This window comes from Streptomyces cavernae, assembly GCF_004023625.1.
Classification (GTDB): Bacteria; Actinomycetota; Actinomycetes; order Streptomycetales; family Streptomycetaceae; genus Streptomyces; species Streptomyces cavernae.
In genome coordinates this window covers 287,965-304,941 of the sequence record NZ_RPDJ01000001.1, presented here as the reverse complement: position 1 = coordinate 304,941, position 16,977 = coordinate 287,965, and the positions used below count along the sequence as shown (strand labels likewise).

Genomic DNA, 16,977 nt, shown 5'->3' with positions numbered 1-16,977 from the left:
GGCGGTCGGATGCGGGACGCGAAAGCGATCGCCCACCGGGCGCGAACGGCTGTCGGCGGATCTACCCTCGGTGGTGTGAGGGCGGGCGGAGGCCGGCCTCTCGACCCCTGCCCGCCTCGTTGAGAGGAGGCGGACATGAAGGCGTCGAAACGGGCGTGGAACCGGGCGCCGAAAACGCCGAACAGGCCGTTGGAGCGGCGAACGCCGATACAGCGGTCCGCGATCTTCACGAGCGTGGCGGCCCTGCTGGTGAGCGTGATCGGCGTGACCGGCAGCGCCGGGGCCGCGGCCCCGGCCGGTGAGGAGGACGGGGAGCTGAAGTTCGGCGCTGTCCTGCCGGAGACGGGGCAGCTCGCCTACCTGGGCCCGCCGCAGATCGAGTCCGTGAGATTCGCGATCCAGACGATCAACGACGCGGGCGGTGTTCTGGGCAGGCCGGTGCCGGCCGTGGTATCCGGCGATGAGGCGGGCCAGGAAGCCGTCGCGGCGCAGGCCGCCGAACGGGTGCTCGCCTCCGGGGTGGACGCGATCATCGGCGCGGCGGCCTCGGGTATGTCCTTGGCGTTCATCGACCGGGTGACCGGAGCCGGTGTGGCGCAGTGCTCGGCATCGAACACCGCGCCCACCTTCACCGACTACGACGACGGCGGGTTCTACTTCCGCACCGCACCCAGCGACGTCCTGCAGGGGCCCGTGCTCGCGGACCTCATAAGGGATGACGGTCACGAGCGGATCGCACTGATCGGTCGGGCCGACGACTACGGCCGCGGCCTGGTGGAGTCCACCGCGGATGCGTTGAGGGAGCGCGGTGCGACCGTGGCGCTCTCGGACACCTACGACCCGAGGGCGGCCAACTTCGACCAGGTCGTGCAGCAGGTCGAGGACTCCGGGCCGGACGCGGTCGTGGTGATCGCGTTCGAGGAGGGCGCACGGATCCTGCAGGGCCTGATCGAGGCCGGGCTCGGACCCGACCGGATCGGCGTGTACGGCGCGGACGGGCTGCGCAGCGAGGAACTTCCCTCCCTCGTGTCCCCCGGCAACCCGGAACGGCTGGCCGGGATGAAGGGGACGGCTCCGGCGGCGGCCGAGAACGAGCAGTACGTGAAGGATCTCAAGGAGTTCGCGCCCGACCTGAAGGAGCTCCAGTTCGCCCCGCAGGCCTTCGACTGTGTGACGACCGTGGCGCTCGCCGCGGAGAAGGCCGGGTCGGACAACCCGGAGACGTTCGTGAAGGAGATGGTGGGGATCACCAAGGGCGGGGAGAAGTGCAACTCGTTCGCCGCGTGCAAGAAGCTGATCGCGGCCGGCCGGGACATCGACTACGAGGGTGTGAGCGGTCCGCTGGAGTTCAGTGACGCCGGCGAACCGAACCGGGCCACGATCGAGGTGTACGCCTACGACGACAAGGGCGTACTGCGGACCCCCGTACGCACCGAAGTGAGCACCGGCCAGGAGTGAGGACCGGATGAGCACCGGCCGGGAGTGAGGACGGAGGACCCAACGGGGGACCCAGAAGACACCTCAGCGGACGCGGGCCAGGGTGCCGAGGTAGAGCTCGATCACCTTCTCGTCGTGCAGCAGTCGCTCGCCCGTGCCGGTGTAGGCGTTGCGGCCCTGGTCGAGGACGTAGCCACGGTCGCAGATCTGCAGGCACCGGCGGGCGTTCTGCTCGACCATGAGCACGGCGACTCCCGCGCCGTTGATCTCCTTCACACGATCGAACACATGGTCCTGATGGACCGGTGACAGGCCCGCGGACGGCTCGTCCAACAGCAGCAGGCGTGGCTCGGTCATCAGCGCCCGGGCCATCGCGAGCATCTGCCGCTCGCCGCCCGACATCGCCCCGGCCTTCTGCTTGCGTCGGGTGGCCAGCACGGGGAAGAGTTCCGCCATGGCCGCGGACCGCCGCGCGTACTCCTTGGGCCGCAGATAGATCCCCATCCGCAGGTTCTCCTCGACGGTCAGCGTCGGGAAGACGTTCTGCAACTGCGGTACGTAGCCCACTCCCCGGCGTACCTGCTCGTGCGCGGGCCGGCCCGTGACGTCCTCGCCGAGGAGCCGTACCGTCCCGCCCCGCACGCGCAGCAGCCCGAAGACCGCCTTGATCAGGGTGGACTTCCCGGCTCCGTTGGGGCCGATCACCCCGACCAGTTCGCCGGGCCCCACCCGGACGCTGCATCCGCGCAGTACGTCGACGCCCGGCAGGTACCCGGCGACGATGTCGTCCCCCGCCAGTACGGGTGTGTGGTCGGCGGACATGTGTCACTCCTCGTCCCCAATAGCCCTGGCATCCCCGGAACCGGTGGGCCCTGGATCCCCGGCGGTCCCGGGCTCGTCGTGCCGTTTGCCCAGATAGGCGTCCACGACGGCGGGGTTCTGCCCGATCGTGTGGGGCGGGCCCTCGGCCACCAGTCGGCCGTCGGCCATGACGGCCACCCAGTCACTGACGCCCATGACCACGTCCATGTCGTGTTCCACGAAGCAGACGGTCAACCCCTCGTCCCGTAGCTCGGCCATGTGGCGCAGCAGGGACTGGGTCAGTACGGGATTGACCCCGGCCATCGGCTCGTCGAGGAGCACCATGATCGGCCGGGCCATCAGCGCGCGGGCCATCTCCAGCAGTTTGCGCTGCCCACCGGAGAGTGTGCCGGCGAAGTCGTCGCGCACTCCCTGGAGCCTGAACCGTTCGATCAGTTCGTCCGCCCTGCGCCCGGTCTCGCGCTCCTGCCCGCGCCACAGCGGGCGCATCACCGCGGGCAGCAACCGTTCGCCGTGCTGTCCGTCGGCCGCGAGCATCAGGTTCTCCCGCACGGTCAGCCGGGCGAGCACCCTGGTGAGCTGGAACGTCCGGACCAGTCCCTGACGTGCCACCCGGTGCGCCGGTCGGCCGGTGAGCGGATGCCCGGCGAACGACCACCGGCCGCTGTCGGCGCGGTCGAAGCCGCTCACGATGTTGAACAGGGTCGTCTTGCCGGCGCCGTTGGGTCCGATGAGCGCGGTGATGGTGCCGCGCTGTACCTCGAGGTGATCCACCCGCACGGCGGTGAGGCCGCCGAAGCTGCGGGTGACCCGGTCCAGGACGAGCAGCGGATCGGGCTTGCGCACGCCCGGCTCGGGCACGGTACCGGCGAGCCGTCCGGCCGCCTCGGCGGAGACACCGACGTCGGGTGAGGCGACGCCGGGGACATCTTCAGCGCTCACTGAGCATCATCTCCTTCCGGTTGCCGAGCAGTCCCTGCGGCCGGAACACGATCAGCAGAATCAGCGTGAGGCCGACCAGCGCGAAGCGCACCGCACCCACCTCGGAGGTACTGATCAGCTCCGACGACACGTAGCCGGCTTCGATGGCCTGCCGCAGCGCACTGTCGAGGAAGGTGAGCAGGAACCAGAACAGGATCGAGCCGACGACCGGCCCCAGGATCCGTCCGGCTCCGCCCAGCACGAGCAGGGTGTAGAGGAAGAAGGTGACGGCCGGGTCGAAGGTGTCGGGGCTCACGGACTGCACCTGGATCGCCTGCAGCATGCCCGCGACGGCTCCGATGACGCCCCCGAGGACCAGGCTCTGCATTTTGTAGGCGTACACGTTCTTGCCCAGGCTGCGGGCGGCGGTCTCGTCGTCGCGGACGGCCCGTACGACCCGCCCCCACGGGCTGTGCACCAGCAGGGCGAGCAGCGCCCCCACCACGGCCACCAGCCCCCACCCGACGGTGAGCACCCACAGGTCCCGCGCGTCGAAGCTCACCAGCCACACCCCGTAGGAGCCCCGCGGGATGGGGTTGAGGTCGTAGAAGTCATTCGCGAACCGCTGCAGCCCGTACACCCCGCCGGTGACCGGTTCCGCCCAGCTCGACCGGTAGAACAGCCGGAGTGTCTCCCCGGCGGCGATCGTGGTGATCGCGAGGTAGTCGGCACGCAGCCGCAGGGTGGGCACACCGAGCAGCAGGGCCAGCACGACCGCACAGGCGAGTCCGCCGAGGACGCCGAGCCACATGGCTCCGCCGTAGGTCACCACCGTGACCGCGAGACCGTAGGCGCCCACCAGCATGAAGCCGACCTGGCCGAAGTTGAGCAGCCCGGTGTAGCCGAAGTGCAGGTTCAGTCCCATCGCGGCGAGCGCGTACACGGCGGCGATGGGGCCGATGCCGGAGCGCAGCGCGTCGGAGACGATGACTTCGAAGTCCATGGCGCCCGCCCCTCATCCCGTGCGTTCCGGACGGCCGAGGATGCCCTCGGGCCGGACGAGCAGGATCACGATGAGGACCAGCAGGGCCCAGGCGTACTGCAGGTCGACCGGGAACCACAGGGTGGACACCTGGGCGACGATCCCGATGACCAGGCTGCCCACCATCGCGCCGTAGGCGGAGCCCAGTCCGCCGAGGATGATCCCCGCGAACATCAGCAGCAGCAGCTTGAATCCCATGTCCCAGGTGATGATCTCCACCAGGCCGTAGAAGACCCCGCCGAGGGCGGCCAGGGCGCCGCTGAGGATCCACACGACCAGCACCACCCGCTGAACGTCGATGCCGGAGGCCTCCGCGAGGTCGCGGTTGACGGAGACGGCGCGTACCGCGGTGCCGGTCCGGGTCCGCTGCAGCAGGACGGCGACGCCGACGAGCACCGCCACCGAGAGCAGGGTGACCGTGAGGTCGCGCGGGGTGATGCCGATCGCTCCGAGGCGGATCGCGTTCTGGATGTCGTACTGCGCGAAGGAGGCGGGCCGGGCCCCGAACAGAACGAGGACGACGTGCCGCAGCAGCAGGGACAGTCCGATCGTCACGATGAACAGGTTGATCAGCCCCGTGCCGCGGGCCCGCAGCGGCCGCCACAGGCCGCGGTCGACGGCAGCGCCCAGAAGTGCTCCGAAGACGACCGCGGCGGCCGCGGCAGGGATCAGGTGCCAGCCCGGACCCGCCGCGGAGACATTGAGGAAGAAGGCGAAGGCCGCCCCGATCGTCACGAACTCGCCGTGCGCGAAGTTGATCAGGTGGATGGTGCCGAACAGCAGCGACAGGCCGACGGCCGTGACGGCGATGATCACCCCGAACTGGACCCCGTCGACCAGCGATTGAAGCAGCCGCGCACCGAATCCCCGGCCACGTGACACCTCACCCTGTCCCTGGGCAGGGGGTGCGGCCACCAACACCAGGGTCAGGGCGAGTACTGGAAGGAGAACCCGCGGACAGCGCATGACGTTCCCGATATGTACCGAACGCCCGTGTTTGCTCAGTGTAAGCGCACCTCGCGTCCGCGGTGACCGCGCGTTCGGGCTCCTTCCGGGACGGAACGCCGGTCGCACGGCTTTCCGCCCCGGTCTACCCCTCCCGCTCCGGCCCCGGACTCAGCTCTCGTGATGGGTCAGGTTCAGGCCCGTCTCCGGGTGGAAGACATGGGCCCTGCTCATGTCGACCTGGAGTTCCACGGGCGCGCCCTCGCGGGCACGGGTCGCGGCGTCCAGCCGGGCCACGATCTGGCTGGCCTCCGCCCCGCCGGTGTCCTGCTGACCGGAATCGGCGGCGAGTTCCTCCAGCTCGGCGGTTCGCGCCGGTCCGCCTTCCATCGCGAAGTAGATGAAGACGTCGGAGCCGAGGGATTCCAGTACGTCGACGGTGGCGGCGAAGGTGGGCCTGCTGGGCCCGCCGCGTCCACGGGTGAGGGCCGCGTCCTCGAAGGTCTCCGGGCGCAGCCCGACGATGACCTGGCGCGGCGCGTCCTGGCGCTGGAGCATCTGCCGCTTGCGGTCGTCAAGGGGCAGGTCGCCCAGGGCGGTCCGCAGGACGCTGTCCTCCAGGGTGGCCGGCACGAAGTTCATCGCGGGCGATCCGATGAACCCGGCGACGAACAGGTTGCGCGGGTGGTCGTAGAGCTCCGCGGGGGTGCCGACCTGCTGGATGAGGCCCTGCCGCATGACGACGACCCGGTCGCCGAGGGTCATCGCCTCGGTCTGGTCGTGGGTGACGTACACGGTGGTCGTGCCGAGCCGGCGCTGCAACCGGGAGATCTGCGTGCGCATCTGGACACGCAGTTTCGCGTCCAGGTTGGACAACGGCTCGTCCATGAGGAACGCCTTGGGGTCGCGGACGATCGCCCGGCCCATGGCGACCCGCTGACGCTGGCCGCCGGAGAGGTTGGCGGGTTTGCGGTCCAGGTGTTCGGTCAGGTCCAGGACACGGGCGGCCTCCTCGACCTTGCGGTTGATGGTGTCCTTGTCGGTCTTGGCCAGACGCAGGGCGAAGCCCATGTTCTCGCGCACGCTCATGTGCGGGTACAGGGCGTAGCTCTGGAAGACCATGGCGATGTCGCGGTCCTTGGGTGCGAGGTCGTTGACCACGCGGTCACCGATGCGCAGTGTGCCGTCGGTGATGTCCTCGAGTCCCGCGATCATGTTGAGGGTGGTGGACTTGCCACACCCGGAAGGGCCGACCAGGATCATGAACTCGCCGTCGTCGATGGCGAGGTCCACGTCCTGCACGGCGAGTGCCCCGTCGGGGAAGCGCTTGGTGACGCTCTCCAGCACGATCTCGGCCATGGTGGTGCCTCCTTGCCTTCCTTGTGCCTTCCCCGTTCCGGCGCTCTCAGCCCTTGACGGCGCCGGCCGTCAGACCTGCGACGATCCGCCGCTGGAAGAGCAGGACGAAGATGATGATCGGGATGGTGATCACCACGGCGGCCGCGGCAATCGAGCCGGTGGGCTGCTGGAACTGGGAGCTTCCGGTGAAGAACGCGATCGCCGCGGGCACGGTGCGCGCGGCCTCGGTCGAGGTCAGCGAGATCGCGAACAGGAAGTCGTTCCAGCAGAAGATGAAAACGAGGATGGCCGTGGTGAAGACGCCCGGTGCGGCCAGGGGCGCGATCACCAGTCTGAAGGCCTGCGCGGGCGTCGCCCCGTCCACCTTCGCGGCCTTCTCCAGATCCCAGGGGATCTCCCGGAAGAACGCCGACAGCGTGTAGATCGCGAGCGGCAGGGAGAACGTCATGTACGGGATGATCAGCCCCGGCCAGGTGTCGAAGATCCCGATCACGCGCTCGATGTTGAACAGCGGTGACACCAGCGAGATCGGCGGGAACATCGCGATCAGCAGCGACACACCGATGAGGGCGCGCTTGCCGGGGAAGCGCAGGCGGGCGACGGCGTAGGCGGCCATGGTGCCCAGGACGACCGCGATGGCGGTGGAGATCAGGGCGATGCCGATGGAGTTGATCAGCGCCCGGGTGAACTCGGAGGTGTCGAAGATGCCGCGGTAGTTCTCCCAGGTCCATTCCCGCGGGATGAAGTTGCCGTCCGTGAGGGTGGCGGGGGTCTTGAACGACAGGGCGGCGATCCACCAGACCGGGAACAGCGCGTAGAGCACCACCACGATGTTGATGATCGCCCATCGGGTGGCATGTGTCCTTCCCACCGCGGCCATCAGCGTTTCACCTCCGCACCGGGTGCCGCCGCGCCGAACAGCTTGATGAAGGCGAAGGCGATGAGCGCGACACAGATGAAGATCATCACCGAGATCGCCGATCCGATGCCCAGGTTCAGCGCTGTGAACAGGTTGTCGTAACCGAGGATCGACACCGATCCGGTGTCATGGGCGCCCGCGGTCAGGATGTAGATGTTGTCGAAGATCCGGAACGCGTCCAGGGTGCGGAACAGCAGTGCGACCAGGATCGCGGGTTTCATCAGCGGCAGCGTGACCTTGGTGAAGCGCTGCCAGGCGGTGGCGCCGTCCACCATCGCGGCCCGCAGGGTCTCCTCGGGGACGAGGGCGAGGCCGGCGAGCAGCAGCAGCGACATGAACGGCGTCGTCTTCCACACCTCCGCCAGGATGATCAGCCACAGGGCGGGCCACTGCTCGGTGAGGGGCGCCTCCCCCGCGGGCAGCAGTTCGGCCAAATAGCCCGTGTCCGGCGTCCAGGCGAACTGCCAGGAGGTCGCGGCGACGACGGTGACGATGCCGTACGGGATGAGGACCGAGGTCCGTACCGTGCCGCGCCCGAAGATCGTGCGGTGCATCACCAGGGCGATCGCCATGCCGAGGACGAGTTCGATGGCGACGGAGACGGCGGTGACGAACAACGTCACCCAGAACGCCTGCCACCAGAACGGCGAGGTCAGCACGGCCCCGTAGTTGGTCAGTCCGACGAACTCGGCCTGGGCCGGGAACCGCAGGTCGTAGCGCTGCAGCGAGAGGTAGATGGCGTAGCCGACGGGGTAGGCGGTCACGGCGAGCATCACGACGACGGCGGGTGCGCACAGCAGCCAGCCCAGACGCCGTTCCTGCCTGGCGCCCGCCGAGAGCGCGGCCCGCTGCTCCGCGGTCTGTCCGGTGTCCGGCGGGGGCGCGGGGGCGCCGGCCGGCTCGGCCTGCATGCTCATGTGAGGCCCTCCGGGGAGTGGGTCAGGGCGCGGGGTCGCCCGTCGGCGGGAGGGTGGGGAAGGCGGTGGCTCACGGGATCACACCCTCGGACCGCAGGGCCCTGTCGATCTGTTCGCGGATGGTGTCGACCGAACTCTCCGGCTTGATCCCGGACGGCGGGGACAAGGTGTGGGAGATGGCGATCGAGACGTTCTGGTAGGCGGGGGTCTGCGGCCGGACGCTCGCGGATTCCAGGGCCGCCAGCACCTCCTTGGCGAACGGGTAGTCCTTGATGAGCTCCGGCTCGTCGTACAGGCTGCGCAGGGTGGGCGGCAGACCGCCGGTGAGGGCGGCGGTGAGCTGGTTCTCCCGGTTGCGCAGGCACAGGGCCGCCTCGAACGCGAGCTGCGGGTGGCGCGAGTAGGCGCTCACCGCGAGGTCGATGCCGCCGATGGTGGGCCGCGACGGACGGTCGGCGTCGACCCTCGGGTAGGCGGCCCAGCGGAACTGCTTGAACAGCTCGGGGTTGTTCGTCTTCATCGAGGGATAGACGAACGGGTAGTTGAGCTCGAAGGCCGCCGTTCCCGCTTCCATGGCGAGGCGGTTCTGGTCCTCCATCTGGTTGGAGAGCGAGGGGTCCGCGGCCGGGGAGTTCGCCAGGTCGCGCATCACCGCGGCGGCCCGTACGGCCGGCGGGCCGAGGGTGGCCTCGGTCGCGCGCGGATTGAGGATCGACCCGCCGGCACTGTTGACCAGCGTGTTGAACCAGACGGTGAGGCCCTCGTACTGGGCGCCCTGGATCTCCACGAAGTGCGGTTTGCCCTGCCGGGCCAGTTCACTGGCCTGGTCGATCATCTCGGCCCAGGTGACCGGCGGCTTGGGGACGAGGTCCTCGCGGTACCAGAGCAGCTGGGTGTTGGTGTTGTACGGGACCGCGTAGAGCCGCCCCTTCCAGGTGGCGGTCTGCAGCGGTACGCGCAGGGTGTCCGCGGTGGCCCGGCGCTTGGCCTCGCCGGTCCACTCCCTGATCCAGCGGGCCTCGGCGAACTCGGCGGCCCAGGTGACGTCGAGTCCCAGGATGTCGAGCGAGGAGTCCTCGGCGGCGAGCCTGCGGACCATCTGCTGGCGCTGGCCGTCGGCGGTGCGCGGAAGCTTGTTGTAGTTGATGCGGTAGCGGCCGCCCGAGTCACGGCTGCACTTGTCGGCCGCCTCCTGCAACGCCCCTGAGTCGTCGGGGAAGTTGTACCAGTTCAGGGTGGTCGTACCGGTTTCCTCGTCGCCTCCGCAGGCGGCGAGCACCGACGCCAGCAGCGGCAGCACGGCAAGCACCCGCAGCCGCCGGGCGCGCGCCGGACGCGCCGTACGCACGACCGGCCGTACTCCGGCGACCGGTGGGCAGTCGGGCCTTGCCTGCACGCTCCACGCCTCGCTTCCGGGGTCGGCGGACGGGACTGGGCATCCCGCGACATCTTCGCGAAGCATGCCAAATAGTTCATAACGGACGGCTCATTTCCTGCGGGTCGACGCCGCACATCACCCGTAGGGCTCAGGCCGCCGAGGCGGCGGGCCTGCTGTCCAGGCGGTGGCAGGCCCGGCGCGCGTGAGCGCACCGGCCCGGCGAAGGCCGCGGCTCACCCCGCAACTACCGTGGGCGCCATGGACATCAGCGTGGTTGCCGCAGCCCGAGAAGACGACAGTCCGACCGAGGAACCCCTGCGGGTGGCGACGGTGGCGGATCGCCTCGGATACCGCGAGGTGTGGGTGGGTGAGGGGCCCACCTGGGACGCCTTCGTGCTCGCCACGGCGATCGGTCCCGCCACGGAGCACATCGCGCTCACCGCCGGACCGGTCGCGGTCTCCGTCCGTGACCCGCTGTCGACCGTACGAGGCGCGGCGTCGGTCGCCGAACTCACCGGCCGCCCGGTCGGTGTGGCCCTCGGCGCGTCCAGCGTCCGGGTCGTCGAAGGAGTGCACGGCCGGTCGCGTGCGGGGGTCGCCCGCGTCCTGGAGGAGAGCGCCGGGGCCGTACGACAGCTCATGAAGGGCGAGCCGGGACAGGAGGTGGTACCCGGCAGCGGTTTCCGCCGGCAACTGGCGCCACCCGGTGGCGAGCTCACGGTGGCGGCCTTCGATGACCGGGCGATCGCCACCGCGGCGGCGCACGCCGACCGTATGGTGCTCGACTCGGTCTCCCCCGAGCAGGTCCGCGACCTGCGCGCCAAGCTGGACACGGCCGCGGCACGGCAGGGCCGCACACCACCGCGACTGGCCGCCTGGCTGCCCGTGGCGGTGGACCCGGCGCCGGAGTCGCTGGTCCAGATCCGGAGCGGTCTCGTCGGATATCTGACGGTCCCCGGCTACCGGGAGATGTTCGTGGCGTCCGGATTCGGTGCGGCCGTGGAGCTGGCCCGTTCGGGTGCCGACCCGAAAAGCCTGCTCGCCGCGCTGCCCGCGGAAGCCGCGACCAGGGTCGGTCTCATCGGTGACGTCACCGATGTACGCGGGCGCATGGAGGCCTACGCGGCGGCCGGGCTTGACGAGGTGGCGCTCGTCCCGGCGACGGCCGGCGATTCCGGGGGCGAGCGCACCTTGACGGCCCTGGCGTCCTGACCGGTGGGCTTACGCCTGCCTGACCGGGGCCGGAGGAGGGTAAGCGGGGTACGGGCGATCCATTCGTCCACGCATCCATCCACACGTCCATCCACACATCGATCTGCACATTGGGCTCTCCGGGAGGAACGACATGGCAGGCATCGTCGAACGGATCAAGCAGTTCGCCAGGAGTCCGCAGGGGCGGCGGGCCGTGGCCGAGGCGCGGCGGGCCGCGGCGGATCCCCGGCGGCGCGCGCAGGCGCAGCGGTTCCTGCGCAAGCTTCGGTCGGGCAGCCGCTGACCGGAGGCCCAGGGGGTCGGCCCGACCCCCTGGACGCCCGAGGTCGCCGAACCAGAGCCGCCGAAGTCGCCCGGGTCCGGGCTGGGTCCGGGCCCGGACAAAGGAGCGCCACCGCCGCCCCTTCCCCGGCGCACTCCCCCATAATTCAGGGGCGGACGTGCGTGGCGGACCGGCATAATCTGGTGCATCCCCTGTCGTGCCGGGCCCCCTTCCGGAAAGGATCCATCCTCATGCGTTACGCCGTCCTCGGCACCGGCGTCGTCGGTCGGACCATCGCCGCCAAGCTCGCCTCCCTGGGCCACCAGGTCACCATCGGAACCCGCAACCCCGCCGCGACGCTCGCCCGCACGGAGCCGGACGCCATGGGCACGGAGCCGTTCGCCGACTGGCACGCCGCCCATCCTTCCGTGTCCCTGAAGCCCTTCGCCGAGGCCGCCGCCTCCGGTGAGACGGTCGTCAACACCACCGCGGGCGACGCCACACTCTCCGTACTGAACGCCGCGGGAAGCGCGAACCTGGCGGGCAAGGTGCTCATCGACGTCGCCAATCCGCTCGACTTCTCCAGGGGGATGCCGCCCTCGCTGAACCCCGTGAACACCGACAGCCTCGCCGAACAGGTGCAGCGTGCCTTCCCCGGGGCACGCGTCGTCAAGACCCTCAACACCATGAACTGCCGTGTCATGGTCGAGCCCGGCCGCGTCGCTGGAGAGCACCACGTCTTCGTCTCCGGCGACGACACGGACGCCAAGGCGCAGGTCACCAAACTGCTGGTCTCCTTCGGTTGGCCCCCGAGCAGCGTCATCGACCTCGGTGGGATCGAGACCGCCCGGGGCGCCGAGATGCTGCTGCCGATCTGGCTGCGTCTGCTCGGCGCCCTCGGCCACACCGACTTCAACTTCCATATCCAAGGCGCCCGTCAGCATGTGAGCCAGTGAGTCGTCAGCACGCCTGACTCCTCAGCACGTCAGCCCGCGAACCCCGCCGGCATGTGGCCGGAGATCGGCGGGCCACCGGAAAAGGTTCCGCAGGAGGCGTTGACCAGAAAGCGCTTGCACCCTACCTTCCGTTCAGAAGAGTGAACTGCACCGCATCGCGCACTCGGAATGCCCCAATGTCCTGCGTCGATGCCATTGAACGCGACCTCCGACATCACCTACCGGTAGTCCGCTCCACCTACCTGTGGTCCGCTGACCGGCGGCCGTACGGGTGCCCGGCCCGGCACCCGTACGGCCGCTGTTAGCGCGGCGATCCCGCCGCGCGACTGCCCGGGCGGGTCCCTCGTCGGCCAGGGGCGGCTACCAGCGGGATTCGACCTGCTCCTTGATCCGGCGGTCGTACAGCTCCCGGATGGCGTCCACGGTCTCGGTGGGGAGTTCCGGCAGCTTCACCGACGTCGCGTTGGCACGGGCCTGTTCGGGCGAGCGGGCGCCCGGGATCACCGCGGTCACTCCGGGCTGGTCGGCGATCCAGCGCAGTGCCAGCTGGGCCGGGGTGTAGCCCTCGGGGGCGAGGGCGGAGAACTCGGCCGCGGCCTCAACGCCCGTGGCGTAGTCGACACCGGAGAAGGTCTCCCCCTGGTCGAAGGCCTCGCCGTGGCGGTTGTAGGTGCGGTGGTCGTTCTCGGGGAACACCGTGTCCTTGGTGTACTTACCGGAGAGCAGGCCGGAGGCCAGGGGGACACGGGCGATGATGCCGACGCCCGCCTCCTTCGCCGCGGGGAGCACCTCAAGCAGCGGCTTCATACGGAACGGGTTGAGGATGATCTGGACGCTTGCCACGTTCGGCCGGGCGATCGCGGTCAGCGCCTCGTCACAACGCTCGACGCTCACGCCGTACGCGGCGATCCGCTCCTCCTCCACCATGGAGTCGAGTGCGTCGAAGACCTCGTCGGACGAATAGACGGGCGTGGGCGGGCAATGCAGTTGCACCAGGTCCAGGCGGTCGACGCCGAGGTTGCGCCGGGAGCGGTCGTTCCACTCACGGAAGTTGTCGAGCACGTAGTTCTGCGGGATCTGCTCGACGCGCCGGCCCATCTTGGTGGCGACCAGCACATGCAGGTCCGGGCGGCCGTGGAGGAACGACGCGATCGTCTGCTCGCTGCGTCCGTCGCCGTACACGTCGGCCGTGTCGAAGAAGGTGACCCCCGACTCGGCGGCGGCCTCCAGCACCGCGTGGGCGTCCTTGTCGCTCACATCGCCCCAGTCCGCGCCGAGCTGCCATGTGCCCAGACCGATGACCGAGGCCCGCTGACCGGACCTGCCGAAATTACGCTCGTCCATGGGGCCAGTGTGACATCCGCCGCACCGTCTCACCCACCGGCCCCGGACACCGTCGGGCCCATGCCTGCCTCGGTGCCGAACTCGACGACCGTTCGGTCTCCGTCCGCCCAGTGCACCGTGAGGGTGCGGGCGTTGACCTCCGCTGTGGCCAGTCCGGTGAGGGGGGCCGGGTCGGGTTCGCCGGTGAGCGAGGCGAGCGCGGCGAACACCGTGCCGGCCTCCGACTCGCCCACCGTTCCGGTGAGTTCGGGCACGAGCGCCCAGGGGCCGTACGCCGTGCCCTGCGGGGCGCGGACGGTTCGGTGGGTCTGCCAGCCGTAGAGGCCGAGGAGCTGGCTGGTGACGGCGGGGCCGGCGATCCGTGTCTCCTGGGTCTGTCCGGGTGCGGGGGGCTGTTCGGCTGCGGGGGTCTGTCCGTCTGCGGGGGTCTGTTCGGCTTGAGCGGCCTGGTCGGCTTCGCCGGTCTGTTGGGCTTGGGCGGTCTGTTGGGCTTGAGCGGCCTGTTCGGCTTCCGCGGACTGTTCGGCGTGGGCGGCGGACTCCGGTGGGAGGGCGACGGCCCAGCCGGTGTGGTGGATCGGGGTGCCTGCCGGTACCCGGACCGTGCGGTGCACACGGAGTTCGAGTCTGCCGCGCACCAAGGTGAGGCTCTCGATCCGGGTGGAGGGCAGGACCGGGCCGCCGTCGGGGAAGACCGGGCGGTGCCAGGAGGCGAGCCAGTCGGGGCCGGCGGCGAGGGGGTGGATCCGGATGCGGGCGCTGCGGGTGCCGCGCGCCTGGATGGAGATGTGGTTGTCGGGGGCGTTGACGGCGCTGGTCGGGCCGGTGCGGGTGGAGTAGGCGAGGCGGGCGTAGAGGGGGTCGCCGGGGGCCTCCTCCGGCGCGCGGGAGTCGAGTTTGTAGCTGCCGTGGTTGTGCAGGCGGGTCAGGCCGTCCCGTCCCGTGGTCTGGATGAGCAGTCCGGGGGCGGGGAGCGCGAGAGCACGGTCGGGGCCCTCGGCGGGCGCGCTCTCCTCGGTGGCCGTCCACACCGGGTCCTCGGGTGGCAGCAGCAGGGCGAGGAAACCCTTGGAGGCCCAGTACGGGGAGCCGGGTCCGGAGTAGCGCTGGAGCGTCGCGGCGTGCGGCCCGTACCAGCCGAGGCTGAGGACGCCGTCCTCGGTCAGTGCGCCGCGGTCGAGGAAGTGGCGCAGTGCTCCACTGAGGATGCGGCGGGTGACACCGGGGGCGAGTGGTGTCGTCCCGGTGAGTGCTCCCAGGGCAACCGCGGTGACGGCGGCGAAGCGGTAGGTCAGTGAGCGCCCGTGGTGGATGGGGGCACCGTTCGCGTCGAAGAGGAGGGCGAAGCCGTCCAGGAACTCCCTCAGCCGCGGGCCGAGTCGGTCGAGCAGTGCGCGGTCCCCGGCGAGGTGTGCGTGGAGCAGTGGGTAGAAGTGGAGGGCCCAGCCGTTGTAGTGGTCGAAGGACCGGCCGTCGCCGTCGGAGTACCAGCCCTGGCCCTGATACCAGCCGTCCAGCAGGTCGAGTCCGCGCTCGATCGCTTGACGTGTCTCGGTGTCGCCTCGCCCGGCGGACTCCAGGAAACCGGCGACGGTCAGCGGGAAGAGGTACCAGTTGTTGGGGGCGGGGGTGTGCCGCAGCGCGCCGCGCAGCCACTGCTCGACTCGGTCCTGGTCCGCCGCCGGGAGCGTGTCCCACGTCCAGGGCGCGGTCAGTCGCAGGGCCAGTGCCACGGAGGCGGACTCCACCATGGGCTGGCCCTGGATGCCGTGGTGTCCGATCTCCGGCCAGGACTCGGTGTCGTCGCGGCCGGGGGTGCGGGTGCCGCGGGCGAGGCCGGCGGTGTAGCGCTCCAGGAAGCCGTGCGGGTCCTTGCCGGAAGCTCCGGCGGTGCGGAACGCGGCCAGCAGGAAGGTACGGGCGAACCCTTCCAGGCCGTCGGAGCTCACCCCGGACTTGGAGGGCGGGCCGGGCAGGTCGATCAGGGCCTGGCCGGGGGTGGCATAGCGGAGGGCGGCGGTGAGCAACCGGTCGGCGGTGGCTTCCCAGTGGGCGCGGGTGTATCCGGTGTGCGGGCTGAGGGTGCGGTCTTCCTCGGGGGCCGTGGGGAAGGGGTGTTCGGGCATGTGGGGGCCACGTCTCCTGTCGGGTCCGGTCGGTTCTGGTCGGATCTGGTCCGGACGGTTCTGGTCGGCTCTGGTCCGGACGGTTCTGGTCCTCTGGTCCTCTGATCCGGTCGGTTCTGGTCCTCTGGTCCGGTCGGTTCTGGTCCGGTGGGTTTTGTACGGCCGGCTTGTGTCCGCTTGCCTTCGTACGGTCGGTGCGGTCGGCTTCGTACGGGCGGAACGGGTGGGCTCAGGCGAGGCGGGCCAGGTGTTCGGGCCGGACCGGGTGGGAGAAGGGGCGGCCGAGGGCGTACGACTCGACCTCGGTGAGCGCCAGGTCCGCGAGCCGACGCAGTTCGCCGCCCTTCGAGCCCGCGATGTGCGGGGTGATGACGACGTTGGGGCAGTCGAACAGCGGTGAGTCCACCGGGAGTATCTCCGGTTCGGTCACGTCGAGGATCGCGCGGATCCGTCCGGTGAGCACCTCGTCGGTGAGGGCGTTCTGGTCCACGACGGCGCCCCGCGCGGTATTGATGAGGGTGCCGCCGGTGCGCAGTCGCGCCAGCAGGTCGCGGCTGACCAGACCCCGGGTCTCGGGCAGCAGCGGAGTGTGCACGCTGATGACGTCGCTGCGGGCGAACAGCTCGGTGAGCGGCACGGGTTGGGTGCCAAGTTCGCGGGCCTCGGCGTCCGTGACGTAGGGGTCGTGGAGCAGCACCGTGAGGTCGTGCGGACGGAGCAGTTCGATGACGCGGCGTCCGATGACCGAGGCGCTGAGGATGCCGACCGTCCGGTGGTAGTTGCCGGCGTTGGGGTGGCGTTCGTTCCAGTCGATGCGGCGGCGCTCGAGGCGGTAGGCGCGGGCGGTGTCGAGGACCCTTTTGTTGGCGAGCAGGATCATGGCGAGGGTGTACTCGGCGACCGGGACGGCGTTGGCCGCGGCGGCGGAGGACACCGCGAGGCCACGTTCCCAGCAGGCGGGGGTGATGTGGTGGCGTACGGTGCCGGCGGTGTGCACGACCGCCCGAAGCAGGGGCGCGGCCTTCAGCGCCGCCTCGTCGATGGGCGGGCAGCCCCAGCCGGTGACGAGCAACTCGACGTCGGCGAGCGCGCGGTGCGCGGCGGGGGTGGTCAGGTCGTCCAGGACGAGGTTCGGGTCGATGTCGGTGAGTTCGGCCAGTCGGGCCCGTACGTCGGCGTCGAGGACCTGCCGGGCGGTCTTCTTCGCCATGGCCAGCGCGGCGCGCGGACGGGGCCGGTGGTCGGGGTGGGTCACTTGGCGCTCCTGCGGGTCGATCGGGGCCCCCTGGGGTTCAGTTGACGCTTCCGGTAGGTCGATTGGCGCTCGGTGCAGGTCA

The 16,977-nt window shown here is 70.3% G+C and carries 15 protein-coding genes; 4 read left to right on the top strand and 11 right to left on the bottom strand.

Going from position 1 to position 16,977, the window contains the following annotated elements:
- Positions 1-135 precede the first annotated feature (135 nt).
- Complete coding sequence (locus tag EF387_RS11290) at positions 136-1,458, top strand: ABC transporter substrate-binding protein (RefSeq protein ID WP_128376384.1); 1,323 nt, start codon at positions 136-138, stop codon at positions 1,456-1,458.
- A 63-nt stretch (positions 1,459-1,521) separates the two neighbouring features.
- Here the strand turns inward: EF387_RS11290 and EF387_RS11285 are convergent, their stop codons facing one another.
- From EF387_RS11285 to EF387_RS11250, 8 genes are all read right to left on the bottom strand, one after another.
- Positions 1,522-2,259 carry an ABC transporter ATP-binding protein gene (locus tag EF387_RS11285; protein ID WP_128376383.1) on the bottom strand — a complete coding sequence of 246 codons (738 nt, stop codon included), beginning with the start codon at positions 2,257-2,259 and terminating at the stop codon, positions 1,522-1,524.
- Between the two features lie 3 nt (positions 2,260-2,262).
- A complete protein-coding gene (locus EF387_RS11280; RefSeq protein WP_202918205.1) occupies positions 2,263-3,201 on the bottom strand; it encodes an ABC transporter ATP-binding protein in 939 nt (312 codons plus the stop codon).
- On the bottom strand, positions 3,191-4,183 hold the full coding sequence (locus EF387_RS11275; RefSeq protein WP_128376382.1) for a branched-chain amino acid ABC transporter permease: 993 nt from the start codon (positions 4,181-4,183) through the stop codon (positions 3,191-3,193). Before EF387_RS11275 ends, EF387_RS11280 begins: the two co-directional genes overlap by 11 nt.
- A 12-nt stretch (positions 4,184-4,195) precedes the next feature.
- Positions 4,196-5,137: a branched-chain amino acid ABC transporter permease gene (locus EF387_RS11270; protein WP_202918204.1), complete on the bottom strand. Its 942-nt coding sequence runs from the start codon at positions 5,135-5,137 to the stop codon at positions 4,196-4,198.
- Between the two features lie 201 nt (positions 5,138-5,338).
- Positions 5,339-6,526 carry an ABC transporter ATP-binding protein gene (locus tag EF387_RS11265; RefSeq protein ID WP_128376380.1) on the bottom strand — a complete coding sequence of 396 codons (1,188 nt, stop codon included), beginning with the start codon at positions 6,524-6,526 and terminating at the stop codon, positions 5,339-5,341.
- Between the two features lie 46 nt (positions 6,527-6,572).
- The gene (locus EF387_RS11260; RefSeq protein ID WP_128376379.1) at positions 6,573-7,406 is read right to left on the bottom strand and encodes a carbohydrate ABC transporter permease; all 834 of its coding nucleotides are present in this window, start codon (positions 7,404-7,406) and stop codon (positions 6,573-6,575) included.
- Positions 7,406-8,362, bottom strand: a complete 957-nt coding sequence (locus tag EF387_RS11255; RefSeq protein ID WP_128376378.1) for a carbohydrate ABC transporter permease — start codon at positions 8,360-8,362, stop codon at positions 7,406-7,408. Before EF387_RS11255 ends, EF387_RS11260 begins: the two co-directional genes overlap by 1 nt.
- A gap of 70 nt (positions 8,363-8,432) precedes the next feature.
- Positions 8,433-9,710 carry an ABC transporter substrate-binding protein gene (locus tag EF387_RS11250; protein ID WP_238431448.1) on the bottom strand — a complete coding sequence of 426 codons (1,278 nt, stop codon included), beginning with the start codon at positions 9,708-9,710 and terminating at the stop codon, positions 8,433-8,435.
- 288 nt (positions 9,711-9,998) lie between these two features.
- Here EF387_RS11250 and EF387_RS11245 point away from each other — a divergent pair, with 288 nt between their 5' ends.
- From EF387_RS11245 to EF387_RS11240, 3 genes are all read left to right on the top strand, one after another.
- On the top strand, positions 9,999-10,952 hold the full coding sequence (locus EF387_RS11245) for an LLM class F420-dependent oxidoreductase (RefSeq protein WP_128376377.1): 954 nt from the start codon (positions 9,999-10,001) through the stop codon (positions 10,950-10,952).
- A 133-nt stretch (positions 10,953-11,085) separates the two neighbouring features.
- Positions 11,086-11,235: a hypothetical protein gene (locus EF387_RS47410; protein ID WP_202918202.1), complete on the top strand. Its 150-nt coding sequence runs from the start codon at positions 11,086-11,088 to the stop codon at positions 11,233-11,235.
- Between the two features lie 230 nt (positions 11,236-11,465).
- On the top strand, positions 11,466-12,170 hold the full coding sequence (locus EF387_RS11240; protein WP_128376376.1) for an NADPH-dependent F420 reductase: 705 nt from the start codon (positions 11,466-11,468) through the stop codon (positions 12,168-12,170).
- A gap of 360 nt (positions 12,171-12,530) precedes the next feature.
- Here EF387_RS11240 and EF387_RS11235 read toward each other — a convergent pair whose 3' ends face one another.
- The 3 genes from EF387_RS11235 to EF387_RS11225 form a co-directional block, all read right to left on the bottom strand.
- On the bottom strand, positions 12,531-13,514 hold the full coding sequence (locus EF387_RS11235) for an aldo/keto reductase (RefSeq protein WP_128376375.1): 984 nt from the start codon (positions 13,512-13,514) through the stop codon (positions 12,531-12,533).
- 29 nt (positions 13,515-13,543) lie between these two features.
- Positions 13,544-15,640 carry a DUF2264 domain-containing protein gene (locus tag EF387_RS11230; protein WP_128376374.1) on the bottom strand — a complete coding sequence of 699 codons (2,097 nt, stop codon included), beginning with the start codon at positions 15,638-15,640 and terminating at the stop codon, positions 13,544-13,546.
- A 229-nt stretch (positions 15,641-15,869) separates the two neighbouring features.
- Positions 15,870-16,895, bottom strand: coding sequence for a hydroxyacid dehydrogenase (locus tag EF387_RS11225; RefSeq protein ID WP_420802554.1), 1,026 nt, complete (start codon positions 16,893-16,895; stop codon positions 15,870-15,872).
- Between the last annotated feature and the right edge of the window lie 82 nt (positions 16,896-16,977).

Bases quoted from the DNA above. Each gene is read 5' to 3' on its own strand.
- EF387_RS11235 (WP_128376375.1), bottom strand. From the start codon at position 13,514: ATGGACGAGCGTAATTTCGGCAGGTCCGGTCAGCGGGCCTCGGTCATC.
- EF387_RS11240 (WP_128376376.1), top strand. From the start codon at position 11,466: ATGCGTTACGCCGTCCTCGGCACCGGCGTCGTCGGTCGGACCATCGCC.
- EF387_RS11265 (WP_128376380.1), bottom strand. From the start codon at position 6,526: ATGGCCGAGATCGTGCTGGAGAGCGTCACCAAGCGCTTCCCCGACGGG.
- EF387_RS11275 (WP_128376382.1), bottom strand. From the start codon at position 4,183: ATGGACTTCGAAGTCATCGTCTCCGACGCGCTGCGCTCCGGCATCGGC.
- EF387_RS11255 (WP_128376378.1), bottom strand. From the start codon at position 8,362: ATGAGCATGCAGGCCGAGCCGGCCGGCGCCCCCGCGCCCCCGCCGGAC.
- EF387_RS11260 (WP_128376379.1), bottom strand. From the start codon at position 7,406: ATGGCCGCGGTGGGAAGGACACATGCCACCCGATGGGCGATCATCAAC.
- EF387_RS11245 (WP_128376377.1), top strand. From the start codon at position 9,999: ATGGACATCAGCGTGGTTGCCGCAGCCCGAGAAGACGACAGTCCGACC.
- EF387_RS11285 (WP_128376383.1), bottom strand. From the start codon at position 2,259: ATGTCCGCCGACCACACACCCGTACTGGCGGGGGACGACATCGTCGCC.
- EF387_RS11290 (WP_128376384.1), top strand. From the start codon at position 136: ATGAAGGCGTCGAAACGGGCGTGGAACCGGGCGCCGAAAACGCCGAAC.
- EF387_RS11230 (WP_128376374.1), bottom strand. From the start codon at position 15,640: ATGCCCGAACACCCCTTCCCCACGGCCCCCGAGGAAGACCGCACCCTC.
- EF387_RS47410 (WP_202918202.1), top strand. From the start codon at position 11,086: ATGGCAGGCATCGTCGAACGGATCAAGCAGTTCGCCAGGAGTCCGCAG.